23 protein-coding genes and 3 pseudogenes are annotated in these 25393 nt (G+C 65.8%); 12 read left to right on the forward strand and 14 right to left on the reverse strand.

The genetic code is table 11. The features are described 5' to 3' along the window. Window positions 1-189 precede the first annotated feature (189 nt). From ACWEKS_RS44665 to ACWEKS_RS44680, 4 genes are all read left to right on the forward strand, one after another. Entirely contained in the window at window positions 190-705 is a 516-nt protein-coding gene (locus ACWEKS_RS44665; protein ID WP_452345755.1) for a 3-hydroxyacyl-CoA dehydrogenase NAD-binding domain-containing protein, read from the forward strand. Window positions 706-714: 9 nt separating this feature from the next. Continuing rightward, entirely contained in the window at window positions 715-849 is a 135-nt protein-coding gene (locus ACWEKS_RS44670) for a hypothetical protein (RefSeq protein ID WP_452345756.1), read from the forward strand. Window positions 850-1145: 296 nt separating this feature from the next. Further along, window positions 1146-1394 carry a hypothetical protein gene (locus tag ACWEKS_RS44675; protein WP_452345757.1) on the forward strand — a complete coding sequence of 83 codons (249 nt, stop codon included), beginning with the start codon at window positions 1146-1148 and terminating at the stop codon, window positions 1392-1394. Between the two features lie 746 nt (window positions 1395-2140). After that, the gene (locus ACWEKS_RS44680) at window positions 2141-2713 is read left to right on the forward strand and encodes an ADP-ribosyltransferase (RefSeq protein ID WP_452345758.1); all 573 of its coding nucleotides are present in this window, start codon (window positions 2141-2143) and stop codon (window positions 2711-2713) included. A gap of 380 nt (window positions 2714-3093) precedes the next feature. On the opposite strand, the gene ACWEKS_RS44685 is transcribed toward ACWEKS_RS44680, so the two are convergent. From ACWEKS_RS44685 to ACWEKS_RS44710, 6 genes and pseudogenes are all read right to left on the reverse strand, one after another. Next, complete coding sequence (locus ACWEKS_RS44685; protein WP_452345776.1) at window positions 3094-3399, reverse strand: transposase; 306 nt, start codon at window positions 3397-3399, stop codon at window positions 3094-3096. Between the two features lie 28 nt (window positions 3400-3427). Then, a complete protein-coding gene (locus tag ACWEKS_RS44690) occupies window positions 3428-3943 on the reverse strand; it encodes a hypothetical protein (protein WP_452345759.1) in 516 nt (171 codons plus the stop codon). Window positions 3944-4185: 242 nt separating this feature from the next. After that, window positions 4186-5421: a DUF2399 domain-containing protein gene (locus ACWEKS_RS44695; RefSeq protein ID WP_452345760.1), complete on the reverse strand. Its 1236-nt coding sequence runs from the start codon at window positions 5419-5421 to the stop codon at window positions 4186-4188. Further along, window positions 5418-9545, reverse strand: coding sequence for a TIGR02680 family protein (locus tag ACWEKS_RS44700; RefSeq protein ID WP_452345761.1), 4128 nt, complete (start codon window positions 9543-9545; stop codon window positions 5418-5420). Before ACWEKS_RS44700 ends, ACWEKS_RS44695 begins: the two co-directional genes overlap by 4 nt. Before the next feature lie 11 nt (window positions 9546-9556). Continuing rightward, window positions 9557-10728: pseudogene (locus ACWEKS_RS44705) on the reverse strand (TIGR02678 family protein). Continuing rightward, window positions 10725-12236: a TIGR02677 family protein gene (locus ACWEKS_RS44710; RefSeq protein WP_452345762.1), complete on the reverse strand. Its 1512-nt coding sequence runs from the start codon at window positions 12234-12236 to the stop codon at window positions 10725-10727. The pseudogene ACWEKS_RS44705 and the gene ACWEKS_RS44710 overlap by 4 nt, the downstream one beginning before the upstream one ends. Before the next feature lie 331 nt (window positions 12237-12567). Between ACWEKS_RS44710 and ACWEKS_RS44715 the strand changes: the two are divergent. From ACWEKS_RS44715 to ACWEKS_RS44725, 3 genes and pseudogenes are all read left to right on the forward strand, one after another. After that, window positions 12568-13365, forward strand: a pseudogene (locus ACWEKS_RS44715) (IS5 family transposase); the annotation flags it as partial. A 447-nt stretch (window positions 13366-13812) separates the two neighbouring features. Further along, the gene (locus ACWEKS_RS44720; protein WP_452345763.1) at window positions 13813-14829 is read left to right on the forward strand and encodes a tyrosine-type recombinase/integrase; all 1017 of its coding nucleotides are present in this window, start codon (window positions 13813-13815) and stop codon (window positions 14827-14829) included. A 339-nt stretch (window positions 14830-15168) separates the two neighbouring features. Then, window positions 15169-15525: a hypothetical protein gene (locus ACWEKS_RS44725; protein ID WP_452345764.1), complete on the forward strand. Its 357-nt coding sequence runs from the start codon at window positions 15169-15171 to the stop codon at window positions 15523-15525. A gap of 1036 nt (window positions 15526-16561) precedes the next feature. Here ACWEKS_RS44725 and ACWEKS_RS44730 read toward each other — a convergent pair. Continuing rightward, a complete protein-coding gene (locus ACWEKS_RS44730; RefSeq protein ID WP_452345765.1) occupies window positions 16562-16795 on the reverse strand; it encodes a DUF397 domain-containing protein in 234 nt (77 codons plus the stop codon). A 43-nt stretch (window positions 16796-16838) separates the two neighbouring features. Next, entirely contained in the window at window positions 16839-17177 is a 339-nt protein-coding gene (locus ACWEKS_RS44735) for a hypothetical protein (RefSeq protein ID WP_452345766.1), read from the reverse strand. A gap of 206 nt (window positions 17178-17383) precedes the next feature. On the opposite strand from ACWEKS_RS44735, the gene ACWEKS_RS44740 reads away from it, so the two are divergent. After that, on the forward strand, window positions 17384-18751 hold the full coding sequence (locus ACWEKS_RS44740; RefSeq protein WP_452345767.1) for a hypothetical protein: 1368 nt from the start codon (window positions 17384-17386) through the stop codon (window positions 18749-18751). On the opposite strand, the gene ACWEKS_RS44745 is transcribed toward ACWEKS_RS44740, so the two are convergent. The 4 genes from ACWEKS_RS44745 to ACWEKS_RS44760 all read right to left on the reverse strand — a co-directional run bounded on the left by ACWEKS_RS44745 (window position 18735) and on the right by ACWEKS_RS44760 (window position 22357). Beyond that, window positions 18735-19274 (reverse strand): NUDIX hydrolase, encoded by a 540-nt coding sequence (locus tag ACWEKS_RS44745; RefSeq protein ID WP_452345768.1) that lies wholly within the window; start codon window positions 19272-19274, stop codon window positions 18735-18737. The genes ACWEKS_RS44740 and ACWEKS_RS44745 overlap by 17 nt on opposite strands. A 238-nt stretch (window positions 19275-19512) precedes the next feature. Then, a complete protein-coding gene (locus ACWEKS_RS44750) occupies window positions 19513-19653 on the reverse strand; it encodes a hypothetical protein (RefSeq protein WP_452345769.1) in 141 nt (46 codons plus the stop codon). A gap of 803 nt (window positions 19654-20456) precedes the next feature. Further along, complete coding sequence (locus ACWEKS_RS44755) at window positions 20457-20720, reverse strand: hypothetical protein (protein WP_452345770.1); 264 nt, start codon at window positions 20718-20720, stop codon at window positions 20457-20459. A gap of 1298 nt (window positions 20721-22018) precedes the next feature. Beyond that, the gene (locus ACWEKS_RS44760) at window positions 22019-22357 is read right to left on the reverse strand and encodes a DUF6283 family protein (protein ID WP_452345771.1); all 339 of its coding nucleotides are present in this window, start codon (window positions 22355-22357) and stop codon (window positions 22019-22021) included. A 369-nt stretch (window positions 22358-22726) separates the two neighbouring features. On the opposite strand from ACWEKS_RS44760, the pseudogene ACWEKS_RS44765 reads away from it, so the two are divergent. Then, window positions 22727-22918 (forward strand): annotated as a pseudogene (locus ACWEKS_RS44765) (DUF2637 domain-containing protein); the annotation flags it as partial. A gap of 30 nt (window positions 22919-22948) precedes the next feature. Here ACWEKS_RS44765 and ACWEKS_RS44770 read toward each other — a convergent pair. Next, a complete protein-coding gene (locus ACWEKS_RS44770; protein ID WP_452345777.1) occupies window positions 22949-23194 on the reverse strand; it encodes a hypothetical protein in 246 nt (81 codons plus the stop codon). A gap of 62 nt (window positions 23195-23256) precedes the next feature. On the opposite strand from ACWEKS_RS44770, the gene ACWEKS_RS44775 reads away from it, so the two are divergent. From ACWEKS_RS44775 to ACWEKS_RS44785, 3 genes are all read left to right on the forward strand, one after another. Next, window positions 23257-23496 carry a hypothetical protein gene (locus ACWEKS_RS44775; protein WP_452345772.1) on the forward strand — a complete coding sequence of 80 codons (240 nt, stop codon included), beginning with the start codon at window positions 23257-23259 and terminating at the stop codon, window positions 23494-23496. Window positions 23497-23717: 221 nt separating this feature from the next. Next, window positions 23718-24167, forward strand: coding sequence for a replication-relaxation family protein (locus tag ACWEKS_RS44780; protein ID WP_452345773.1), 450 nt, complete (start codon window positions 23718-23720; stop codon window positions 24165-24167). A 32-nt stretch (window positions 24168-24199) separates the two neighbouring features. Next, window positions 24200-24763, forward strand: a complete 564-nt coding sequence (locus ACWEKS_RS44785) for a replication-relaxation family protein (protein WP_452345774.1) — start codon at window positions 24200-24202, stop codon at window positions 24761-24763. A gap of 402 nt (window positions 24764-25165) precedes the next feature. Here the strand turns inward: ACWEKS_RS44785 and ACWEKS_RS44790 are convergent. Then, on the reverse strand, window positions 25166-25393 hold a 228-nt coding region (locus ACWEKS_RS44790; protein ID WP_452345775.1), incomplete at its 5' end, for a hypothetical protein.

Genomic DNA, 25393 nt, shown 5'->3' on the forward strand with positions numbered 1-25393 from the left:
GGCGTACGCGGAGCCTTCTGAACAATCGAGTCCCGGGGACTGTAAATAGCTCCTCTGTCAAGGGGTAGCGGTGGTTCCACCGGTTTTGATGTCGGGCGGCGGCGGCCAGGGCCACGCCCTCATCATCCGCGTCAACTAGCCGCCAATTCTGTTCCAAGCCACGATATTTCAGATAGGGAGTAAGAGGTCATGCGCCGTATCGGTGTGATCGGTGGTGGCATCATGGGTGCCGGTATCGCCGAGCTCGCCGCCCGCGCGGGCGGCGAGGTCCTCGTCCTCGAACGCGACACCGCCTACGCTGCCCGCGCCCGCATTGCGCGGTCGCTGACCCGTGCGGTGGAGGCCGGCAAGCTCGACCGCGACGTCGCCGACGCTGCCGCGGGCCGGATCGTTCTCACCACCGATATCGACGACTTCGCCGACCGTGACCTGGTCATCGAGGCCACACGGGAGAGCGAAGCCCTCGAGACCGGGTTCTTCACCACACTCGACACCATCGTGGCGCCGGGGGCAATCCTGGCCACCGCCACCTCCTCAATCCCGGTGATCCGGATCGCCTCCGCCACCGCCCACCCGGGCCGGGTGGTCGGGGTGCATTTCTTCAATCCGGCTCCGGTGTCGCCGCTGCTCGAGATCGTCGTAACCCTGCAGACCGAGCGTGTGGTCGCCGACAAGGTCACCGTATTACCGCGTAATACCCGCTAGGGTGTGTAGGTGGCTATTGATTGGCACTATCGCCTCGCCTACCTGCTCGGTGTCGCGGGAATCGACATCGGCGAGGTCGTCGACGCTTTCGTCGACTGGCTCGGCGGTCAGCGGGTGTGGTTGCGCAACACAGACAGCCAGTAGGTAGTCGTGTGGATGCGCACGGCCGGCGGTCAGCCCGTCGAGATCCTGGCACGCATCTGCGGGAGCGATCTATGAGACCGGTATCAGGGCCGGGTCCCAGCCAGGATTCGGTCCAGGTGCCCGGAGGAATGCTCCCTCAATCGGCTGCCCGCCAGCATGATTCGGTGTGGCTCTCTCATGGCCTGCCTCCCACCGGATGCCCGTGCGGGGGTGGCTGAAAAGGGGTCTGCCCGGCTCGAAGTAGCGGTGCCCTCCTCGCACGGACACCACCGATTGCGAGGCAGAAAGGGACACCAGTGCCCGTCATCATCGGAATCGATTTACACAAACGCCCGGCCACCATCGAAATCATCGACCGCGCCGGTCACGTCCTGGCCGTCGGCAGATACGCCACCGATACCACCGGCTATACCGAAATACTCACTGCCGGCCAGCAATTCACCGAACGCGTGTGGGCGGTCGAGGGCTGCAACGGCATCGGACGCCAGGACACCGCAGAGGCGGATTCCGCGAAACACATACCAGGCGGCGGCACCGGCTCCTGAGGGCCAACATCAATTCCGCCCCGAACTCATCAGAGGTTCGTCACTGTGACGTAACGGAGTGAAGATGGGGAGCGTCCGAGGTTGACTCAGGGGCCCAACTGGCAGGGCCAGCCACCGGCCGACGCCTTCCGTCACGTCAACACTCATCACCGCATCGGCTCTGTTGACGCGCGAGCCTCGGCACACACAATGCGCGCCCGGGAAATTGTTCACGTACGCACCCACGTACCAGCAAGCGTGACAGCCGGCACAGGGGGCGGACGCGGAAAGCGACGCATGGGAGCCGTGTCGGACGAGGTGGGCACTTCGACTTGGCATAACATCATCGGTGTGACAATAGTGTTGTCCTGCAACATATTTGGCATAGTTCTGGACGCTCCAACAGCGACATCGTATGTGTCCAGTCATTCTGGGTGACTTCCTGTCGGTACAGATTGGCGCAGCGCCGTGTGGTGGAGGTCGAGTCCAAGAATAGAACTGGAGATTTCCGGTCATACCCGTCGGGGCGCAGGGGCGCATTCCTGCCCGATGCGCCCGTTTCCTGCATGTCCGTATATGACAAGCCAGAATGATGTGGGCATCAAGGTATTTCGATCTGCCAGGATTGGCGGCCGGGTTCAGGTGAGCGTTCTTCCGCCTTCCGAGACACGTCTTCACCCGCGGACGAGATCGAGCAGGTCGGGATCGAAGCAGAGGTTGGGAGGGCCCTTCATTGGCCGTGGCAGTCATTGCGGAACAATGCATGTGTGGCGGATGACTACGGGTTCGACGAAATCCCCTTGGCCCAAATGGTATTGGCCGGGCAGAACCACGACCTGCTGACTGCTGCCGAGCGCGGCTGGATTCACGCCTACTCGGGTGGAGCGTACGAACACATCAATCAGGTGATGCGCGGACAGATCCCGATGACAGCGAACCTGGAGCGACGTATCGCGGCGATCCGTTCCGGGCTGGCCAAATACCCGATTCCTGCCACTGTCCGCGTCACCCGCGAAATCGATGTCGCGGTGTATGGCGTGACCGATGAGGTATCTGCACAGGATCTGCTCTTCCGGGAAATCTACGAGCCAGCGTTCCTATCGACCAGTGGCCTGGCGAACCCACCTCACAACACTCTCCACATCGAGCCGCTCATCATGGACATCCTGGTGCCTAAAGGCACTCCGGCACTGCGGTTGGGTGAACTCGCTGAAGTACCCGACGAGCATGAGGTTCTGCTGATCGACGCGCGCACGATCCTCGTCGTTGGTGTTGGTCGCGATCGGACGCGTAATATGTTGCGTATTCAGGCAGTCGTGATCGAGGAGGCGGACTCATGAGCGCACTCACGCAGGAGTCATGGCAGCCAATCATGCGCAAGCTCACTCCGGAGCAAGCCGAAAGGCGCCGTCGTCAGGCCGAGAAGGCTCTTGGCCGTCCGTTGCCTCCGGTATCCGTCACCAAGTCCACCACCCCGCGATAACGGTTCACTGGGGGCAGCGGTAGAGGCCGGAGATCCGCTGTACTTGATGCTGTTGGCCTGAGATCCGGTGGCAACAGCGCCGTTGCACTACGGTGAGTGCCGTCCTGGGCCAGTAGCGACCCCTCGTAGGGGGCGATAGTGACACCCAGGGTAAAACGCCTGGGCGGGCCCCAATTGTCAACGGCATGCCAATTCTGGATCTGGCACAAATTTCGTGATTCGTTTGGTTCGGGTTGCTCAGTCGCTCAACAGGATTCGCTTCCGAAGAAAGATTTCGCGCCCGAACGTCTGGCGCTTGATCATCTTGATGCGGTTGACATGCCCTTCGACCGGTCCACTGCTCCAGGGCAGGGTCAGGCCGGCTGTCACCGCATCGAAGTCGCGGCGCAGGCCACGGACGAATGAGTGCAGGGCCGGCAGGTCGTCGGCGTCGACGGCGTTCATCCATTGCTCCAGTTCACGGCCGCGTAGCTGGCGCATCATCGTTGCGAAGGCCCGGATGTGACCGGCCAGGGCGGTGAGTTCGGGGCTCGAGGTGAGGATCGCATCGAGCCGCTGCCGATCATCGGGATCAAGGCTGGCGGGGGTCGCTCATGAGCCAGTTCACGACACGACGCACCGACGGCGGCTTGGCAACAGCGCGAGGAATGTGGCCGGTCGCGCGGAATGGGTGAAGGTAATTCATGACAATCTTCGGTCCGCCGCGGTAACCGCGGGCCTTGATCTCGTGGAACAGCTCGGTGGCGTTCGTGCAGCCCTCGTTCCATCTGCGATGCAAGTAGGGCTTGAACTCCTCGAGCAGACTCCGGCGCTGCCCGGTGCCAGTGTTGACCAGCAACTCCTCGACGTTGGCGGCACGCGTGAAGCGCCGAACGGTTCCCCGAGCAAGCCCGAGCTGGGCGCCGACCGATCGCATGCTCACGCCGTCGGCAACAAGTGTGTGGACCGCGGCGTAACGTTCGCGGGTCCGTACGGCCCACTTGTCCATCCGGTCCGCCGGTGGCGCAACCACTTCGGCAATGACCGGGATCTCCTGGCGGTCGGTACCCGCTGGATCGGTGTCGCGTTCGGTGTCGGAGATGGCCACCGCAGCCTCGGATATGGATGCTGCGCGACCGACTCCAGGTTGGCGGAGTTCACTTCGGGCTCCACGACGGCGCCCTCCCCAGACGACTTTACTTTCGATGGCAATGCACCGGCTATGCCATCGGCTGCCCGCTTCCCGGTTCCTCTGGGATGCATTGGCGTCGAGTCATGATCGGGTTCTGCCTGCATCCCCACCTGTCGTAGGGTCCTGTCCGTTCGTGCGAGAGATCGCTTTTCGTGCGATCAGCACGGTCGTCCGAGATCGTCGAGAAGCTCGGTGAGTACCGCTTCCTCATGGAGTGCCCAGCCGTGGCGGACCATCGCGGTGTTGAGCCGAGGATCCCACGGTGTTGCGACCGGGCGGCCAACGAGCGGGATCCGGTGGATTCCTGATGCCGCGCCGCGCAGGTAATCGGATGCACCCATCAGCCAAGGCCGGGCACCTGCGGCGAACAACCGGGCGGCGATAGCCACCCCAGGCCAGTCGAAGTCGCCGTGATACTCGATCGAAAGACGTTCGGCGAGCAGCATTCCCGCAGATGCGGGATTGCCGCTGAAGCACACGAGCGGACGGGCGACGCCGATTTCCGCGGCACGCTGCAACACCTGCGGGTTTTCGCACGCGGAAACGACGGAGCCGGACTCGGCCAGCGACGCGGTGGTGCTCGTGAGTTCGGCGAGGGTGAGATGGGTAACCAGTCCAAGATCGGCACGCGCCCGCATCATGACCGACCAAGGGTCGTCACCGGGCGGACGGAGATTCCACGTGAGCACGGTGCCCGAAATGGTGTCGGCGGATACCGCGACTCGCTCCCAGGCCGTGATCCGGTCTCGCGGTGTGACCGGATCGGGCAGGTCGAACGCGAAGCTGAGCCCGCGCAGGGTGAGTCGTCCGGCGAGCCGGTCGTTGTCGAGTGCGTGGGCGTCACCGGTGAGGTCGGCAGCGAGTTCACCGAGCATCCTGCGCGGCGGTTCGGTTGCCAGGACCGCCGCGAGTGCCCGCGCGGCGATGTCGAACTCGTGGTTGGCGTGCTCGCTCGCGCGCACCAGCAGTCCAGACGCGTGTAGCCACTGCACAAAGGGCCGGATCCATGGCGCATCGGCGAGTCCGTTGTCCACCAGCGAGTATTCGACCCCTGACCAGAGCTCGGCCACGGCGGTGCGCTGGGCGAGCCGCTCGGAGGGGCGGTCTCGCAGCGGCGCACCGGTGAGGTCCGCGACGATCGCGACCAGACCGCGCGCGGCGGCGCTGCGCAGCAGCGCCGCCTCCACGTCAGCCAAGGCGATATTTCGGTGTCCCGCCGCGACCCGACGGCCGAGTAACCCCGACAGGTGTGCGGCCGCCCGCTCGTCCAGTGCGACCTTGACCGAACCTTCGACGACATGACCGTTGTGCTCCAACCGTTTTCGAATCCGGCTCCACATGTCGGCCAGACTCGGGTCGGCCAGGTAACCGCGCACCGCGTGGGGGAGTGTCATGCCGGTCCCACCGCCTGCATGTAGGTACGGTTTCTGCCGTCCCAGTGAATCCGGGTGGGGATGACCGCACTGCCGCCGATGCGGCGAATCTCGTAGATGTCGAGCGCGGGCACCTGCGGAACCGTGCCCCACAGCGCGTGCCCGGTCATGACGAAGTCGATGTCCAACCGCACCAGCAGGCCCATGAGTTCGCCGATGGCTTTGTCGTCGACCTTGGCGAATGCGTCGTCGAGCAGCACCAACCGCAACGCGGCGCCAGGTTCGGGCAGCCCGGACAGGTAACCGTCGGCCGCCGCGAACAGCGCGACATAGGAGACGAAACGCGTCTCGCCCTGAGAGATCTTGGCACGGCGAGAGATTCGCTGCCGCTGCTGTGGTGCGGGACCGAGAATATCGACATCCACGCGGTGCCAGGAGCGGTAGTCGAGGGCGGCCCGCAGATGCGTGGCGTAACCGCTCGTGGGGTCGGCGGCGCGCAACGCTTCGACGCGCTCGCGGACCAGTGCGATCAATTCCTCGCTGTCGGCTTCCGATCGCACCTGATCGGCGATCTCGACCAAACCGAGCAGCCGATTCAGCTCCGGGTCGGGGTTGTCGAGGTGCCAGACGATACTGACTCCGATACCGTGGCTGGTTCGGGTGCCCGCCAGGCTGTCGTTCATGGCCTTGATCAGCAACCGAGCCTGATGGATGCGGCGGCGCAGTTCATCGGTGACGGCGCCCAGCACGAAGTGGGTGAACACCTCTCGTTCCCGTCGAGTCAATGCATGGCGCCCCTGCTCCACGCGGTGCTCGAGATACGTCAATACCGCCGCACAGTCGTGGTGGTTCTCGACGCCGTCGACATGTACCAGGTGCACATCGTGTTCGACGCGCTGCGAGACATCGAGTTGTCCGGTGGTGTCGGCTCCGAACCGGGTGAGGGCGTTGAGCAGCTGATTGACGCTGAATGGTTTTCGAACGGTCAACACGGTCAGAGCCGACCGCGCAATGCTGCGTGCGTGCTCGGGATCGGCCACGTGGGTGACGGTTTCGAGTTCCGCGCCAGTGGCCGCGGCCAGACCGGGCAGGCGCAGCCGAGCGTTGAAGATCTCGCCGGCAGCGCGGAGGTCCGCGGTGCGTTGTTCGACGGCGTTCGCGGCGAAGTCGAGATCGCGTTTGGTCGTGGCGGATTCGACATCGAGACCGCTCAGTGTTCCCCGGTACTGCTCGAGGTCGCCTTTGGTACGTTTGTACTCGGCGGTGGTGAGCTCGAGTTCCCGCGTGAGCTGTTCGAGCGGCATGTCCAGGGTTTCGTGCAACGTGGCCACGCCCACCGCTTCCTCATGCCAGTCACGGCGACGGTGTTCGGCCTCGCCTTCCTCTCGGCGGCGCACCTCGTGCGCGGCATCGAAGGCCATGGACGAACGCCACGCCCGACCGACGGCCGCGGTGGTGAACTCCCATGATTCGGCGAGAGCTGTACAGGCGGCGGCCGCCACCCCGCACCTCTTCTCAGCGGTCAAGAGCTCGTCGGCGTCGGTCGGCAATCCCATTCCGGCACAGAGCCTGCGATGATTTTCGAGTTCGGCGCTCCACGCGGTGCGCGCGGCGGCCGCGCTCTGCTCGGCTGCCCGGAGGTCGGCCGCAGCCCGGACCGCTCGCCCGGCGGCCACGGACGCGGCGTTGCGGGCGGTGCGAAGATCCCACCCCCGCGGCGCACGCCGCACCTGGTCGTCGAGTTCCGCGCGACGCCGGCGCAGCGCTGCGCGCTGTTCACCGCGAGCGGTGGCGGCGCGATCGAGTTCGTCGGTGAGCGAGGCGATTTCGGCCAGCCGCGCCGCTCGTGCGGCCGCTCGCGCGGTGGCTCCGATATGACGGGCCTCGGTTTGGCTGTGGCGGCCCGCCAGCGCTCCATTACGCCAGCTGCCGTCGGCGCAAACGCTGGTCACGGCCTGTTCGTCGCCCCAGCCGATCCGGCCCAGCAGCCCTTCCACGATTGCGGTGGGCAGTGCGAGGGCAGGATCGGCCCGCAACGCGGTAGACAGCGGCGACCGAACCGGCTCGTCGGCGGGCCACAAGAACACCTCGCCGTCGGCGGCGGTCACCGTGCCGTCCGAACGAATCGTCGCGGTCAGCAGACCGGAGGCCAGCAGTGCCGCCTCGAGCCCGGCGCGATCGGCGGCAGTCAGGTTCGGTTGGAAGTCGACGGCGAGCCACAACGGTATGCCGGAGTGCTCGGTATGCCAGGGCGCGGTCGGCGGGAGCGGGTCGCGGGCCGCTTCCAGCGCGCGCGTCTCGTCACCCAGGTTCTCGCGGATCCGGGCGTCCGCGTCGTCCTGCTCACGCAGCAAGCCGACATGTTCGGCCAGTTCGTCCCGTAGCGGGCGCGCTGTCACCTCCGCGAGATCGTCCAGGTGCGCGAGCAGTTCCTCGGTGGCCGGTTCCGCCCCGCACAGGGCTTCCACATTGTCGAGCAGCACCGTGATGGCGGGTTGGGTCCACTCGGCGTCCGGCATGACCCGGGTCGTTTCGGAGGACGAAATCCATTGCCGCCAATCATTGTTCAACGTGATCGCGAGAATGTCGCGCTGTTGTTCTGCTCGCGTGGCGTCTTCCCGTTCACGGTCGGCATGATTCTGGGCCTGTTCCGCCAAGGATTCCAGTTCCCGGACCTGGCTGTACTCTCTGCCGAGCCGGTTGGCCTCATTCCAGCGGCGGCCCGCTTGCTCGCCGCGCCGGGTGGCGGCCTGGCCGCATCGTCGCGCCGCGTCGGCTACCAGTGTGGTCTCGTGCGGGATCACGGTTGCGGTGACGATCACAGGTCGTTCCACCGTCACCGGGGCTTGATCCAGTGAATCCATCATCGTTTCGATGACGCCGAATGGGCCGGCATCTTGGCAGCTGATATCGGTGGGCAGTTCGGTGTGCGAAAGACCCACGGCGACAAGGTGATCTACGGCGGTGCGCAGGCGATTCGCACTCGTTCCTACGGCGTCGCGCACTTCGTCGAAATGCTCGCACGCCAGTTCCGCGGCCTGGCGCTCCGTGGCGCGTGCCGTCCGCGCCGCGCCCAGGGCCTGTTCGGCAGTGGTACGCAAAGCTGCGACCGCCTTGTCCCGTTGCGCCAGATCGTCGGCGTCGTTGAACAGCGGATTCAGCTGCAAATTCGTGATCGCCACGTCGAGTTCGCGGACCGAGTCGTCCAACTCGCTCACCCGCGCCTGGGTGGTCGTGAGTCTTTCGGTCAGGCCCCGAAGTCGCTTCGCGAGTTCATCGTGCCTGTCACGAGCGTCGAGCAGCCCGGTGACGGCATCGTCCACAGCGGTGGCCGTGGCGGCGAGAACCGTTGTGGCATAGGCGCGATAAGCCGAATGGAACCGCCGCATATGCTCGAGCGTTGTAGCGAGTCGTTCCTGCGCCAGCCGGGTCTCGGTGAGACCATCGAGTCGCTCTCCGGCCTTGTCGAGAGTCTGCTCGCTCAACGGCGGCAACGCCTCGGACAGAATCTGCGGCAACCGGCCCTCGTCGATGCGGTTGCCGACGTCGGGAGCCCGCAGAGTGTGCAGCAATTGCATCAGCCCGGCGAACCGGTCCCTGCCCACCTCACCATGCAATCCGAACACCTTGCCGCGCACGACTTCCCGATGCTCGTCGGCCGTGCCGAGATTGTGTGCGCCGATCAGCTCGCTCAAGGCGTCCCGCGAGAGCGGTTCGCGATTGCCGTCCATGGGCCGCAGCCCCTCGCCGATCCGCAGCTCGGTGGTGAAGAACCTGACCTCGCTGCGTTTCGCCGAGGCGCTGTACTTGACATACGCTCCGACAGTGAGGAATTCGCCGGGACGCGTCAGCTCCAGCCAGAGATAGCCGACCCGATTGACTTGACCGCGCGCACCGGTGCGCATCAGATCGTCCAGACCCACCTTCTGTGACCCGGTCGCGTCCATGCGCCGACGGTCCGCATCGAGCAGGAACGGCAGCAGCATCTCGAGGGCACGAGACTTGCCGGAACCGTTGGTCCCCCGCAGAATCAGCCTGCCGCCGGAGATCGCGAACTCGGTGTCGAGATAGTGCCAGACATTGACCACACCGGCTCGGGACAGCCGCCAGCGCTGCTCGAAGTGCTTTCGCTGGATCAAAGACATACGGCCTGCTCCTACGGTTCGAGGGTCGGCTGGATACCGCCCGACACGGTCCTGGGCCGATAGCGGGCGACCGGCGCGAACAACCGCAGCCCCTCGGGAAGCGTTTCGGCCAGCCGCAGCGCGCCGAGCAACTCGACAATGTCGGCACGCAGAACAGCGATCGAGTCCGCATACTCGGCCCGCCACGCCCGGCCATGCTGTCGCACCAACTCGGCCAGCGCCGAATCCACCGTGGGCCAGTCGAATTCGCTACCACCGGCGGGGACGTCACCCAGCCGGTCCACGAGCACGCCGATGAGCAGCAAGGCCGCCTGCTTCAGGCTGCCACTGCCGGGGAACTCGATATCGCTGAGCGGATCACTCGGGTCGTAGGCCAGCGCGCCCTCGGCGCGCACCTCGAGCGTCAGTCCGAAGTTCTCTGCCAGCACGCGAGTCAGTTCCGACCGCTCACGCGAGAGGACATCCAATTCTTCCGGGGTGAGGTCGGTGCGCAGCACTACCGGATCCTCGGTCAGCCGGCGGCGCAAACGGCGCCTCGGCGCACTCGAATCCGGCTCTGTGATGTCGGCGGGTGTGTCCGTCGGCCCGATCGGACGTACGAGTAGATAGGGAAGCAGTGGCCGGCAGACGGTGAGCAGCGCCTCGTCACCGCTTCGATCGCCCCACTGCGCGATCGTGCCGTCGGTCTCCACGAGCACGCCCACGTCGATGAGCGCCGTCAGCGCCGCGACAAGCTGCCGTCGGTCGGAGATGCTGTCGGAGAACACGATTCCCTGCTCGGCCGCGTCGGATCGGATCTGCGTGACCAGCTGCGACACGAGGATCTGCTCACCGACTCCGGGGGCGAGCAGAGCCGCGCATGCTATCGCCACCAGCGCGTAGGTCCGTGCCCCGAACGGCGCGCCGGTGCGCCGGGATATGAAACGGTTCGGTGACTCGGCCTCGGGCGGCAGCTTGGCCAGTCGGGCGAACGACGCTTCGACGTCAGCCGGTAGCCGAGCTGCGCATCGAACATCGCGCGCAGCGCGGTCGCATGCCGCCGCACGAGTGCCAGGGTGTCGGGTGCGCGCGCGGCGGTCACGATGGGAGTGCGCAGCAATGCCCGCGCCGCCTCGCGCACGGCTGCCGCGTCGTGGCTTCGGGTGTTCAGCGACCGATCGGTCGATTCGAATGCGCCGGTCACCGAGCGACCCCCAGTCTCGACGTGCGGCCCGTATCGATGGCCTGGACCGACAGCAGGTATCCGGTGACCGTCAAGGTGCCGTCGGGGGAGTGCACGACGGTCTGGTCGCCTGGCGATGCACAAAGAATGAGCCCGAGATCGTAGTTGGTGGCTTCGGCGTGCGCGGAAGGTTCGGGATTGGTGGCCAGCAGACGTGCCAGCTCATCGAGCAGCAGTGTGCGAGCGTTGGGTGACAGGTGGGCACCGTCGAGCCCACCTGCTGCTGCCAGTTCGGCCGCAGCGGCCTGGTTGCGCTCCTGTTCGGCCCGCGCCGCGGCCTCCACCAGCGCGCGATCGGTAGTGGTGTCCGGGACCCGTGCGGTACGTCCGCGCGCCACCCGATTTCCGCGCTCACGCAACGACACCGGAACCTCGATCGGGTCGCAGGCGGCCCACGATGTCATCGGTCCCAACCGTGGATCCGGCTCGTCGGGGCCCAAACTCACATGTCGAGCCGACCACGTGCCGAAACCCGCCGAGAACAATCGCGCCGCCTCCGCATCGCAGGAGCGATCCAGCCAGGTCGCGAGCCGGAGCAGGTCGGCCCGCCGCGAGTATCCCGTCGATGAAGCATCGAGCATGCGTTTGGCATTGGCGATCAACTGCCCCAGCGCTTGCCCGGCCGCGGCTCGCAGTTGCGCGGGTCCCGATTCGTTACCTGTTCCGGCGTACCACTGCCGCAGCTGTTCCCACTCGACTCGAGTGCGGCCGCCGGATCGTTCCACGTCGGTCAGCTCGCCCAGTGCCAGTCCGGGCACGGAATCGAGAACCGCGAGCAGTTCATCGATCCGCCCGAGCAGTCGATCCAGGTGGTCGGCGATGAGCGGGGCATGCCGGTTGACGTCGGCTGTGATCAGGTCGACGTAGTCCAGCAGCAGGCTCTTGAAGTGGGCATATTCCTCGCCGTGTAGATCGAATCGAGTAAGTACACCTGAGAGGTAGGCGTAGAAGTCGGTGACGCTCGCGGTGAACAGACGCTGGTTGTTGAAGATGGTGGTCACCACTCCCGCCAGCCGCTCGGTACGCTCCGGACTCGACGGCGAGTCCAACAGGGTGAGGATCTCGCCCAGTGCCTGTGCGATCTGCCCCAACAACTCTCGGGCAACTTCACGGGCGCCGTCACTGGCATCCATGATCTCCACGGCGGTTCGATGCACGCGTCCGCCGAGACCGGAAATCTGATATCGCGATCGAGCGCGCAAATAGTCGGCCACCGTGCTCACCCGCGCATCCCGCAGCGACGGAACGAGATTCCCCCAGCGGACCAGCTGCCGGCAGCGCGCCTCAACCGTGTCGGCGTCGAGCCGCAAACCGTCTCGCGCCAAGAGCTCCGCGACTGTACTCGCGGACATATCGGCCAGCAACGACGCGGTGAATCGGGTCATGATGGCGATGTAGTCGATTCGCTCCTCAACAGTGAGATAGCGGAAGAGATCCAGATGCGGTGGCTCCCCGTCGGATTCCGCCATCCCCTCACAACCCTTCGATGCTGCGCCGTATCGGCACAAGTCACGATAGACGAGAAGGCCGACACGTTTCGCAGTGCTGAACGAACCGTGTTGCACGGCAACTGAGAGCCTGGTGGCAAAGGGTTTTGCTCGATGCTGACCGGCCCCGCGTGATGTGTTGACCGCGAAGATGATTGAGATACCGGCGATCCGGCCACGACGAACGCGGGCTCCTGGTAGGTGAGGTTGTTGTCTACGCAACCCACCCGAACCAGGAGCCCTGCTGTCTGTCTACACGCCCGCGGCCGCGGGCGCCACTGGCTGCGCCTCACCAGGCTGCGGCTGTCACGACCGGCCACGGTCGTACCCGTCGGACCTCTCCGACGCGGAATGGGCGGTCCTGGCGGGTGAGGCACGCGCGGTGATGGCCGAACTCGTCCAAGTGTCGGGCCGGCCGATGGTCCACGACCTGCGCGCGATGCTCGACGCGATCGGCTATCTCACCCGCTACGGCATCGAATGGCGCGCGCTGCCGGTCGACTTCCCGCCACACGCCGCGGTGTACGCGTTCTTCACCCGCTGGTCCGCGCGTGGGCTGCCCGAACGCCTCGCCGGGCGGCTGAGTGGACGGATCCGCGTCGCCGCCGGCCGCGGTGAGCTGCCCACCGCCGGCAGCATCGACTCCCAGACGGTGAAAGCCACCGAAGCCGTCACCGCCGCCGCGGCCGGCTACGACGCCGGCAAGTAGATCAAGGGCGGCAAACGCCACATCGCCGTCGACACCATAGGACTGCTGCTGACGGTGGTCGTCACCGCCGCCTCGATCCAGGACCGCGACGGCGCGCACACGCTGCTGGCCCGGCTGCGGGAGAAGTACTCCACCGTCTCGCTGGCGTGGGCCGACGGCGGCTACGCCGGCCGACTCGTCGTGTGGTCGAAATCCGTTCTGGCACTGACAGTGCAGATCGTGAAACGCTCCGACGACGTGCGGGGATTCGTGGTGCTGCCACGCCGCTGGGTGGTAGAACGGTTGCTCGCGTGGCTGACTCGCTACCGGCGCCTCGTGCGGGTCTACGAGCGTGCCCCCGCCCATCACGAGGCGATGATCTGGTGGGCCACCACCCATCACCTGACGCGGCGGTTGACCCGGGAACTGGCCGGACAGCCGCCCGCCCGTCGATGGGGTGACCCGCCACCGCTACCGGAACCGGTCAGCCCCGACGCACGCGGCAAGGTGATCGAGCTGATCACCGCGCAGCCGTGGCGGGCGTGGAAAGGCGCGGAGCTGGCCGCGATCCTTGGTGCCGACAACGTCAACAGCTTCCGGGTCCGCCTGTCGCAGTGGTCGCATCAGGGACACATCAGAAAGATCGGACCGGCCCTCTACGGGCCGGTCCCGACCACGGCTTAACCCTTTGTCACCAGGCTCTGAGATCGGGTGCTCACCGGGCTGAAGGTGCGTGCAGCGCCTCTGTTCAACCAACAACAATTAGTCACGGCCATAGCGAATTTTTTAGTGACTAATCGTGCGGCTCGGCCAGCATGTCACCGACCGATGGCATCCTCGAAACTTGAAAAGCACCGGAGGTGAAGAGCCATGGACGAAGTCGACGACACGCTCCCAAAGGCGGCCGCCCCGACCGGGGTCACCAAATCGAGCGATCCCTATGTCCTCGATCGGCGATTCACGCTGTGGTTGGCGGCTCGCCCCGGTCGCCCTCTCGTCCCGCGCACGCGAGGCGAGTACTCGCAACGTGTCGCATTGTTCCTCAACTGGTTGCGGGACGTTCGTGTCGATCATCCGGCGGCCCTCGCCACCGCTGAGGGGAGGGACACCGCCGTTGCCGCATTCCTTGCGCACCTGAAGTCACTCGGCCGCGGATACAGCACGTGGAACGTAACCCTCGCGGCTCTCAACGCCTACTACGACTACCTCGAACTCGAGCCATCCCGGGTGCCTCCGGCTCCTATCGAGCGGGTGATCACCCGGCCACTGACCGTGTCCGAGCAGTCGGATCTCATCGCGGTGGCGCAGGCGCGGCCGGCGCATACCCGATTGTTCCGGATACGGAGGACCCGCAATCTCGCGCTGGTCGTACTGCTGCTGTACAGCGGTTTGAGAGAGTCGGAGGTCTCCGGCCTCGACGACGAGGATGTGGTGTTGACCGGGGCCCAGAGTTTCGTACGCGCCCCGCGCCGTTTGATCCATCTACCCGGGCGGGCGCATCACACCCTGGCGGAATGGCGCGCCGAGCGGGCCGCCCTGGTTGGGGATCAGCGGATCAAGGCCTTCTTCCTCGCCGGAGACCACGATGGGGACGGCGGGCGCATACGGCGGCTGTCGCGCCGCCAGATCGAAGACATCGTGCGGGAGCTCGGCCGCGAAACCGGGCTCCGCGACGGCTCCGGCATCGCACCCGGCGTGCTACGTGCCACCTACGCCAGCCGTTTGGCCGCCGAACAACCGGACCAGGTGGTGGCCCGGCAGCTGGGTCAGGTCAAACCTGATGTGCCCCAACTCGATACCTTGCGGGCGACGGCACCGACCCGGCATCCGGGTCGATCCCCAGAAGCTAATCCACCCAGGGATCCACAGCTGTCACTCGACTTCTGAACCATTAACGTCGCATGGTTCGTCGTAGGGAAGGTCGTACATACGACCTTAAGGACGGATCCCGGCCCGCTTCGGCAGTCTGGATTCTGGGAACCACCGGCAGGCAAGGGGTTTCCGGTCGGCCCGGAGAATGACCCCTCGATCGGCTATCGAACGCTGGTCATTCGGTGCCCGCTAGTCTGTTCGAATTTTCGTGAGAATCCCCTCGGGATAATTCTGGAAATCCCTCGCGTCGATAGGGCTCGTCGTCGGCCAACCGCTTGTCTCGCGGCTGGGTGCGCCGCAGCAGCGTCGTCTTTCTCGACAAGCCATGCCTTGACGGCCCCAACAGCCCGCACAGTGCGGATCGCGGCCACGTCCAACGGCATCGGGACCACCATCATCGATGTTGCGCAGCCTGGCCAGCCCGTGGTGGCCGCCCACGATGACCCGAGGGTCAGCGTGCGGATCCAGAGTACGTTGCAGCGCAAGCTGAGCGGCGAATCATGTCTTATTGCCTGGGGCCAGCCAGACAATTTCCTCGAATCCAGGCTCCGGCTCGTAGCTCGCATCCTCCGGCTGGTCAACACCCTGCTGAAGCGAACGCGTCATCGCCACGCCGATCCGGCTTCCTGCGACGCGGGCAGGGAAGCACCCGCCCGAGTATTTGATGGGCTGATCGAAACCCATGCCGCCGGTGTAGTCGACGTTCAGTGAGAAGGTGCTCTAGAGGAATTCGGCACGCAGTCGGGCAGCAGGCGGGCGCTGTTGTAGGTGAGAACGATGATGTCGATGCTGCTCATCGGAGCGGGGCTACCTCTCGCTGTGGTGCGGTCTCGACAAGGTTCGGTGCGGCGGATCCGGCGGACGGTATCACTTCCCGCACGGGCGGGAAGCCGCTACCGGCCGCCAGCAGAGACCGCACCACGCCGCAGGAGCCGCGGTCGGCTGGATACGGTGATAGGCGAGGGATTTTCGGCACCATGCAAATTGACGGCCAACCCACAGAGCAGTGCGGCATTTGCGAGTACCACTGGACCTTGACGTCCACGGGAAAGTTCCCATGGCACGGGCGCGATGGTCGGCCAGAAGGGCTGCCTGCCTGCGCTGGGTCGCACCTCACGCCAGGCGAATCCTGGGAACATCCGGATCGGCGGTATCCGAATAGGCACTGAGGTGGCGAGGGCCCGCCACTATGACTGCTGGCGGGCTCCCATCTGCGGCATCAGCTATCGACCAACCCGGTCCAGTCTCCGAGGGGCTCGGCGGCACGCACCCGTAGGTCGAATTCCACCATCGTCGGAAGCATCGTGGACCTTGTGACCCACCTTCTAGAGCAAGCATCTGCCCCGTAGTGCGATCGCGCAATGTGCGGTTTCGGGGGTCGACCTCATGATTTGATTCGTGAGATCGAGCTTCCACTCAGGATCGAGTGATCCGCCAGCGATCGTCTCTGTGCACCGTTCGTCAGGTGCCATGTGCGCCAAGAGTATGGGCGGGTACGACGCCGAGCGGCAGGTGGATTGAGGAGATCACTGTCCGCTACTGGTCGGGGTGTCCGTCGGTGATCGACCGCATGGTGACGGTCGCGCGTCTTGGACGCCGGGTGACAATAGAAAGTGCCCACCTGTCCGCCTCTCTCGGACAGGTGGGCACCCGTATCACATCGACCGGTCACGCCGCGGCCACGCCGCCCACACGATCACGGCCACCGGCAGGCCCACGACCACAGCCCAGCCGATCACGTTCCAGTTCACGCAGACCGGCTGAACTCCCCGGCGCGCACGCCGTCGCAGAACGCCTCCCACTCGCCGGGCGTGTAGAGGATTGCGCCGCCGTGCGGGGCGCTGGAGTGGCGGACCGCGACGCGGCCGTCGTCGAGTTCGCCGACCTCGACGCAGTTGCCGGACGGGTTGGACGCGGTGGCCTTGCGGAACGGCACGCGCAGCGCCAGCGCTGCCGCGTTGGGGGCAAAGGTGTCGGTCATTTCGGGTTCTCCCTGTTCGGGCGGTGCGGACACCGCCATCGGTTCACCGGTCCCTGTTGGGCCGGTGGTCTGGGACGGTCACTACGCCCATGGCCGGGTTCCATCGCGCGAACGACAACCGCGGCAACACGGTCTCCACATCAGCCACCGACAACAGCGCGTTCAGCATCAGTGGGTCGAGATGGTTCGGGCTGGGCACGATCAGCGCATCCGCGTCGGCGGAGCGCACGACGTCGACGAGCGGGATCAGTGAGATCTCGGATGCCATTTCGACCACGTATCCGAGATGGCGTGCGAGGCGGCGCATCTGCGCTCGGTCCCATTCCGGCGCGATGGTCACTTCGGTGTCGAGCCATCCCAGCGCGGTCGGTTTCGCTCGCATACGGCCCCCTTGTCCGGTCGTGGGCGCTCACCACCGCGGGACCGTGGCTACGGGGGTCAACCCGGCGGCGGGGCGCATGAACGACTCCAGCGTGCGTTGGCTAGAGCGTGGCCGGAAGACGCGCATATAGGGCAGGTGTGTGCACAGGGGGCGTGCACGGCCGCCGATTCGTAGCGTGTCCATCGTACGAGTGCCACACTCGCGAGATGGGACGCCGCCCGAAGCAGCCGAATCGCCAGCTTGATGAACTGCTCGAGGAGGCTGGCGGAATTCGAAAGCCCCTGGCTCGCCGGGTGGTCGAGCGCGGTCGCGTTCGCGGCCTGACACTGCGCTACGACCACAGTTCGGTGAGTCGCTGGCTCGCGGGTGAGCAGCCGCAACCTCCCGGTCCAGAGCTGATCGCGGAAGTTCTCACGGAATTGCTCGGCCGCAGGATCACCGCGACGATGTGCGGCATGGTCGGCAGCCAGGACGCTACGGCCGATCTCGGCCTCGAGTTTTCGCTGAAACTCACTGATGCCGTCGAAGCCTCTACAGCGTTGTGGCGCAGCGACGTCGAACACCGCCGATTCCTGCAAGGCACCAACTACGCGGTAGCGGTGTACCCTGCCGCGTCGATGCGCTGGCTGACACTTCCCGGCCCCGAACATCCGGTGTCCAGCGGGTCGTCGCGCCGGGTCGGACAACTCGACGTCGACGCCGTGCGGGACATGGCCGGCGCTTTCCGCGACCTCGACAACAAGGTCGGCGGCGGCAAGGTCCGATCGACCATCGTGCAGTATCTGCACAGCTCGGTCGCGCCATTGCTGCGCGGCAGTTTCAACGAGCACATCGGCCGTCAATTGTTCGGCTCGACAGCCGAGCTCGTGCGCTTGGCGGGGTGGGCCGCCTACGACCAAGAGGACCACGGCCTTGCCCAGCGCTACCTGATTCAAGCGCTACGCCTCGCCCGCGCCGCGAGCGATACCCCGCTCAGCGCCGAAATCATGGCCGCCATGAGCCACCAGGCCACCTACGTCGGTCGACCCGGCGACGCCGTCGACCTCGCGCGCGCCGCGCAGATCGCCGCCCGCGGTGCAGGATTGGCGGCGCTCGAGTCTGAATGTCACATGGTCGAGGCCCACGGACACGCCGCCCGCCAGGACGCGACATCGTGCACGTCGGCGCTCAACGCCGCAGAACGTGCATTCGATCGCGCCCAGCCTGGCGAGCAACCTGTGTGGCTGGCCTATTTCGATCGGTCCTACCTGTCTGCAAAAACCGCGCATTGCTTCCGTGAGCTCGGCGATAACACTCGCACAGCACATTTCGCCGAGCAGTCGCTCGAAATGTCCGTCGGCTACCAGCGTGGGCGAGCCTTCAATCTGAGCTTGCTCGCCTCGGCGCTGGTATCCGCCGACCCCCGCGAGGCCGTCCGCGTCGGACAAGGCGCGCTGAGCATTGCCAGCGATCTCGCCTCGCAGCGCAGCCTTTCCTATCTGCGGGACCTGCGCTATCGGCTGCGCCCGTTCAACGACTTGACCGAGGTCGCGGAGTTCCGCCAGCAGGTTCTCGAGCTCACGCGTCGAGGCTGAGGGCCCTGTAGATCGCGACCACCGTTGCCGCGCCGACGATCTCGCCGCGGTCGATCATGGCCGCCGCCTCGTCGAGCGGGATCCAGCGAACGTCCTCGGCCTCGTTGATATCCGGTGCCGTGTCGGTGAGGTCGGCCCCGCGCGCGAGGTAGATCTCTTGCGGCTGGTCGAGACTTCCGATTGAAGGCTGATAGGTGACAAGCCGTTCCATGGAGCGCGGCCGCCACCCGGTCTCTTCCTCGACCTCGCGCGCCGCCGCCGAAGCGACGTCCTCGGCGTGGTCGACGTATCCGCCAGGCAGTTCCCACACCCATTGATCAATGATGAACCGGTGCCGGTACATCAGCAGGGCCTCGTGGTTTTCATTGAGTACCAGCGTCATTGCACATCGTGGCATACGCGCGACGTACTGAGTGAATTTGACGCCGTCAGGTAGTTCGACGTCGACCGTTGAGAGACGAATATGCCTGTTTTCGTCGACCAGGCGCTCACCGAGAATGTTCCACTGCGTCGGACGCTTCACGATTCAGACACTACGCGGGCCACCCAGCGCGGTGGCTCACGGCCGGATTCGGCACCGGGCGTCGAGTCGTCTTTGTCGACCTCAATCACGGCGTCTGCAGTCCGGCCTGGCTGTTGCCGGTTCGCGGTGTCGCGAGCTCGTGGACGCGCATCTGCCCGAGGCGCGGGCGGAGGCTCGGCGCACGGACACGCTGAGCGGATTCGCGTCGTGGTGCGGTGTCACCCACGCCCTGTAATCGTCAGGCGGGCAGCCGCTTCGAGATGGCCGGGGTGAGGAACTCGATGCGGAAGTTGTCGACGAACTTCTCACGCTCGGCGAGGAACCAGAGCGTGCGCGGTTGTTGCTCGTGCGCGTCGAAAGTGGCACGTGAGGCGTACACCTCATGTCGACCGTTGAGAGACGAATATGCCTGTTCTCGTCGACCAGGCGCTCACCGAGAATGTTCCACTGCGTCGGACGCTTACCGCATTGACCACGACGGACGTCAAGATGGCGGCCACGATCGCCGAGAACAACTCGGTCTGACGCATCCGACCAGCGCTCCCCGTTGATCGAGTCGCCGCTCGCACGGTCGTGACGCCAACAGCGAGATTCAGAATCCGAAGGATCAACAGTTGAGAAGCACTCTGGCAGTGGACGAATTGCGTTGGCGGCCCTGGCCGTCCTCTGGTGAGCGAGCCGGAGGCTGTCTGCATGCTCAGCCGCGGTCGAGCCGCCCTGCCAGGGCCGGACACTGTGCTGAGCGATCGCGGTGCCGGGCCGTCTGAAGGTCGGAGCGGTCGAACATCAGAAGAGTCTGAACACGGCGAGTCCCTGGGCCCAGCGATACAGACGCGCCAGTGAGCAAGTGTGATCCTGGCGGGCGCAAGGACGGGCCGGGACCGGATTGTCTAGCAGCGGCAAGGTCGTGGGATCACTGCGAGAACAGCGATGAATCCATCCGTGGTGGAACATCGCGGCAGACACACCGGGTCGAGGAACCCAGCGGCCGAACCACAGGAGGACTCGTGGAGATGAGGAGGCCCGCCCTGTGTGGGATGAGCCCGAATCCGGCTGACTGGGTACTCACGGATCTGAGATCGATAGATCCAGGCAGAGTTCGGCGCTTCACCGTATAAGCGGAGTGAGGGGAGCCCGCGCGCAGCGGCCCGAACGGGCCGCGCGGAAAACCGTCCGGCGATGCTAGTTGTGGCGGCCCTGGCCGCCGTGATGGACGTGGCCCTTGTTCTTGGCCTCGCCGCCGTGGTGCGAACACGTACCCGGCCCAGTACTGGGGCTCGAGGTTCCGTCGTTGCACAGGGTGCCGCCGCCGCTGGAACCGTCGTCGGATCCGCTACCGGCAGAGCCGGAGTCAATCCCTGCAGGGGCTGCGGTGGCGGTTCCGTAGAGCGCGCCGGTGGCAGCCACTGACAGCAAAAAGGCGCCGATCATCCGGTTGATGGTCAACGTGTTTCCTCTCGGTCGGGTTCGGACAGAGAGTGTTTCGCCGGGTGGTGGCTGGTGTTACGGGTGCACGCGGCATGTTCGCCCAGACTCGCGGAGGCTGCCTGGGTCGGCTCGGCGACGACCCCGTTGCTGGGTGTACGCGGTCGGTGACTGCAACCTGATACGGACTGCCAGGAGAGAACAGGACGCAGTTCCACGTCTGTGCTGCTGCAGAACCTCCGACCGGATCGACACGATGACGGTGTTCGACGAGCTCACCATCGTGCTCCCGGCGGCGACTTCGGCGCGCCATGGGAAGCAGCCTAGGTTGAGCTGGCAGTCAACTGCCTGGCGAGTCCACACAGCTCCACCGCATTTCTCGGGATATGCTGTGGCGCAGCGTCTTCTGCATTTCAGAGGCCCAGCCGTCCATGAGTTGGAACCGGCTAATCGGCGCCGTGGCAGTGGCTGGAGGCGTAGTCGTAAGGGTCCAGGCTCCGTGCCGCCGGGTCCGCGGTACGTTCGGGGATGGATCCTGCCACTGACGTCCGTCGAGAACGGTGGACCGGCAAGATCTTTACCGATGATTGCATTGGATGAACTGACGACCCTTTTCCCACCTCCTGCGGGCACCGGCGATTGTTCGACTGGACCGGCGTCGAGCGCCGTCTGCGGGGCCGGCCTGCCGGCGGACTTCAAACAGATGCTCGCGACCTACGGAGATGTGCGGTTTTGCAACGCGCTGCGCGTGTTCCGGCCGGCCCAGCAACACTGGCTCGATCTGGCCCAGGTCACGCTCGCCCCGCGGGACTCTCTTGCCGACAACGAATTCGGCGAGCCCGCGCAGGAGGTGCCGGTCGGGGCGTCGGTCGATCCGGCGACGCTGTCAGTGGGGTGGTTCCTTCGGTGGCGACTATCGTCTCTGGGACGCCCACGATCCCGACACCGCCCGGTGGACGCTGGTATTCACCGAGATCGACAAGGGCAGCTGGGGTTTCTACCCCGGAACTGTCACCGAGTACCTTCTCGACTGGTTGTGGTCGCGTCGCACCGATCCCGCTGTGCGGCCTCGATGCCGTCCTATCCACTCGCGGGATGCCGTTCGCCGAGATCTATGACCCCACCGTCGGTACCGTCGCTGCATGCATCGAGGCCGCCGTGGCGGACGCCCGCCATGCGCGAAGGCTCGGACGATGAAGTGCCACCAGGTGACCGATCGGCCCGGATATGATTCACGCAAAACAAGCGGTTCTTCGGACCGCGTGCGCCCGTGACTGTATGGATCGTTGTCGACGGCGCCCCGGCGAAGGTGTTGCCGCTCAGACTATGTCGGTGCGCCGGCGGCTATTGCGTGTCGGGCGTCTGATCCCGGGGTAGCGGATCTCGGCCTGGCCGTGGTCAGCGGCTTCCGCGCCGGACACGAACAATGGAACAGGGGAGTCGTAGGCGATGGCCGCCTCGAACGTTGGCGGGCTGATACGACCTTGGATCAGTGCGAGACGCAAGCCCAGGAGTCCGCGCACTGCAACGCGGATCGACCTGCGCGGCCCTACTGTCCACGTCACGGTCGGGCATTCTGGTCCGAGCGCGACCGTGTGGACTATTCGTCGAGCTGAAGATGTTGCCGGCCGGTGCCGCTCGCCGGGGGAGTGGCCCATCGGCCCTGCGATCCGGGCAAGATGTTAAACAGCCTGGCGGTCGGTTGTCGCAGGTTCGTGCCCCTGGCGCGGCACGTACTGGATCTGCACGTAACCGTGCCTGCCATGAACTGCAGGTTTCCGCCACCGTTGACGTCGTCCGGCGGCGTCGTCGCTCCACGGGCGGTGGTGCCCAGTGAACGCCGAACGGATCATCGCCGGGTTGACCGTGTCGCAGGCCGATGGGGTGGCCTGCGTGGTGTGCGGAGTTGACTACCTCCGGGTTCGTGTTCCGCATCGGCCGGTCGGCCGATCGGCCACCGGTTCGCAGGTATTCGCTTGTGCCTCCTGCGATTTAAGCGACACCGACCAGGCGGGAGGTGCACACAGATGAGCAACACTTCCGATGGCCGCGACCGGACGCTGTGGATCCAATGCGCCTGTACCACAGTGGTCGCGATCGGCGCGGCGGCCTCCTACCGACATGGCCGGGAGTTCGCGTCACGGTACGGCGCGGATTCCAAGACGGCCGGCATCTGGCCGGTGATCGTGGACGGACAGATTCCGAACGCGAACGCCGACCAGGCCGCCCACCGGCCGCCCGCATTGCGGTCATGGCCGCTCTTCCACAGCTCGACTGTTGCCAGGGTCGGGCGAACCGGTCCAGACCGGTACCGATGCGAGTCGCACGACCGGTGCCGCGGGTTCGGTGGTCTCGCCGGTCTGGCTGGTCTCGATAGTGTTCTCATCCACAGTCTCGGTGGTCTCGGCGTGATGCCGCTTCAGGGCGCGGTTCAACAATTCGACGGCGAGCAGTAACGCCACCGGCGGGCACGCGGCCACCGCGACGCTGAACACGCTCAGCATCGGGGCCGCCGCGATGTTCGCGCACAGCGACTGAGCTGACAGCCGAGCAGCGCATGTGGCAGTACTACCGCAGCGAGCGGTCACAGGGGCGGACACCAACCGGCGCGGAGCTGGACCGGATCGCGGGCACGAACAACTACGGCCGCAAGGTACTGCGGCGGTGGCAAACAGGCGGCGGCGCGCCGGCGGACTCGGCGGACCAGCACCCGGACCGCGAGGTGGACCTCGACGGGCCGGACGTCTGGATCCGCGCGAGAGGGACCGGACAACCGACCTGGGGTGAGGCCCAGTGACCGGCCGCGAGGCCGACACGGTGGCGGATGGGTCGGCGGATGGTGGCGCGGATGGGGCGGCGGGTGCTCGGCGTCCTATAGCCGCCACCCCAAACGCCGAACACGCCAACGGTATTTAGGCAGCTCAGGCGGGAATTCGGGGCAAGGGAACGGAATCCAGAACGATTACGAAAGCTCGTAGGTATTCCGCAATCGGTCGACGTGGCGGGGGCGGGCGCAGCGTGCATCAGGGCGGGCACCCGGACGCGGGCGCATGGTTCCGTCTGCTCGACCGTGACCGCCGCCTGCTGGCCCTGCTCGCCGAGCACAAGGCGTTCACCACCGACCAGATCGCGTCGCTGGAGTTCGCGTCGGTGCGACGCGCGCAGGATCGACTGCGGAAACTACGCGAGATGGGCATGCTGTTCGCCTTCCGCGAGTCCCTCTACGGCGGCGGCACCACCCAGACACGCCACGCGCTCGGCTACTCCGGTGCCCGCCTGATCGCAGCCCAGCGCGCGCAGACCCCACCCGCCCCAGCCAAGTACGCCCTGGGCTTGGAGCGACTGGCGTCCTCGCCGATGCTCACCCACCGCCTGGGCGTCAACGGCTTCTTCTGCGCCCTGGCCTCCCACCGCAACCCCGCTCGCCGGCTCAACACCCCGCAGCACCGGAGCCGGTGCAGGGACTGACCCAGTGGTGGTCCGAGCGCCAATGCGCCGAGATGTCCTGGACACACGCCTCCGGCGAGGATCAACTCCATCCCGACGGTTACGGCTGCTGGGAACAGCACGGCCACGTAGTGCGGTTCTTCCTCGAATACGACACCGGCACCGAGTCGTTGAAGACAGTGACCTCCAAACTCGCCGACTATCAACGGTTCCCGACCGAAAAGTTCGGGATCCTGCTGTTCTCGGTGCACTCGGCCCGCCGCGAGACCGGGCTACGAGCCGCGCTGAGTCGCGCGCTCGGCAGCAGCTACAGTCCCGGCCTGGTGATCGCGACGACCAGCCGCGACATGACCCACCCCGACGGCCCGGCAGGACCGGTGTGGGCCCTGTGGACCACAGACAGCGGTAGGGCCGTCACCCACCGGCTCCGACTGGCCGACCTGTCCGAACGCGGCCCACGGATCGGTCACCACGCCAGCGCCGAACTGCCTTACAACGAGGCCGCGTTCGGTCACGGCGACCCGGTGATCCAAGACCTGCTCTACCCCAATCGGACTCGACCAGCTACCGGATACCCGGCCCGTCACGACGTCGGCGAAGAAGAGGACAAGTACTGATCGACTGACTGGGGCACCCCCGCTTCCAACGCCCGGTGACATTCACAACGGTCCGAGGTCGGTCCCCTCACGTGATTTGCGGGCCGATCTACCTGCACGATGCCAGTGTCTTGACCGGGCACCCGGAGCCGGTGCTGGCAAATACCGTTGCCGCGCAGGTGATCATCAAGGAGGCCGCTGACTACTCGCGTAGGACTCACATCCCAGCGTTAGGCAGCTGTCGGAGGCGAAACAAGTGCCACACAGCCGAACACGTCAAGCGACAACATAATTCGGCGGTCCTCGACCGCCTCCACCAGCAGCCTGCCGCACACGGCCGAGGTCCGTCGACATCCGAACCTGAGGTCGAAGGGTTACGGCTGATCGGTGACACTCAGCCTGGCTGACAGCCGCCCGGTCGCGTCAGGGGCGGGGCGCGATCGAGAGGGTCGGTAGGAATCGACTTACGGTTGGCGAACCCTTCTCGCCGTAACCGCCACCGCCACCATCGAGTCCACCACCCGCTGACGCTCTGCCACCTCCCGCCACCCACACCTGTTGAGCGTCATTGGGGATGACGATTTCGGGGGCTGAGTCGTCGTTGGTGTTGCCGATGTGATGTTCGGCGTCGGGTTCGAGTTGATCGTGGTG

The organism is Nocardia sp. NPDC004711 (genome assembly GCF_053601595.1).

Bases quoted from the DNA above. Each gene is read 5' to 3' on its own strand.
- ACWEKS_RS44730 (WP_452345765.1), bottom strand. From the start codon at position 16,795: ATGACCGACACCTTTGCCCCCAACGCGGCAGCGCTGGCGCTGCGCGTG.
- ACWEKS_RS44710 (WP_452345762.1), bottom strand. From the start codon at position 12,236: ATGGCGGAATCCGACGGGGAGCCACCGCATCTGGATCTCTTCCGCTAT.
- ACWEKS_RS44785 (WP_452345774.1), top strand. From the start codon at position 24,200: ATGTCCTGGACACACGCCTCCGGCGAGGATCAACTCCATCCCGACGGT.
- ACWEKS_RS44695 (WP_452345760.1), bottom strand. From the start codon at position 5,421: ATGACACTCCCCCACGCGGTGCGCGGTTACCTGGCCGACCCGAGTCTG.
- ACWEKS_RS44735 (WP_452345766.1), bottom strand. From the start codon at position 17,177: ATGCGAGCGAAACCGACCGCGCTGGGATGGCTCGACACCGAAGTGACC.
- ACWEKS_RS44665 (WP_452345755.1), top strand. From the start codon at position 190: ATGCGCCGTATCGGTGTGATCGGTGGTGGCATCATGGGTGCCGGTATC.
- ACWEKS_RS44775 (WP_452345772.1), top strand. From the start codon at position 23,257: ATGTGGCAGTACTACCGCAGCGAGCGGTCACAGGGGCGGACACCAACC.
- ACWEKS_RS44760 (WP_452345771.1), bottom strand. From the start codon at position 22,357: ATGGGCCACTCCCCCGGCGAGCGGCACCGGCCGGCAACATCTTCAGCT.
- ACWEKS_RS44700 (WP_452345761.1), bottom strand. From the start codon at position 9,545: ATGTCTTTGATCCAGCGAAAGCACTTCGAGCAGCGCTGGCGGCTGTCC.
- ACWEKS_RS44740 (WP_452345767.1), top strand. From the start codon at position 17,384: ATGGGACGCCGCCCGAAGCAGCCGAATCGCCAGCTTGATGAACTGCTC.
- ACWEKS_RS44720 (WP_452345763.1), top strand. From the start codon at position 13,813: ATGGACGAAGTCGACGACACGCTCCCAAAGGCGGCCGCCCCGACCGGG.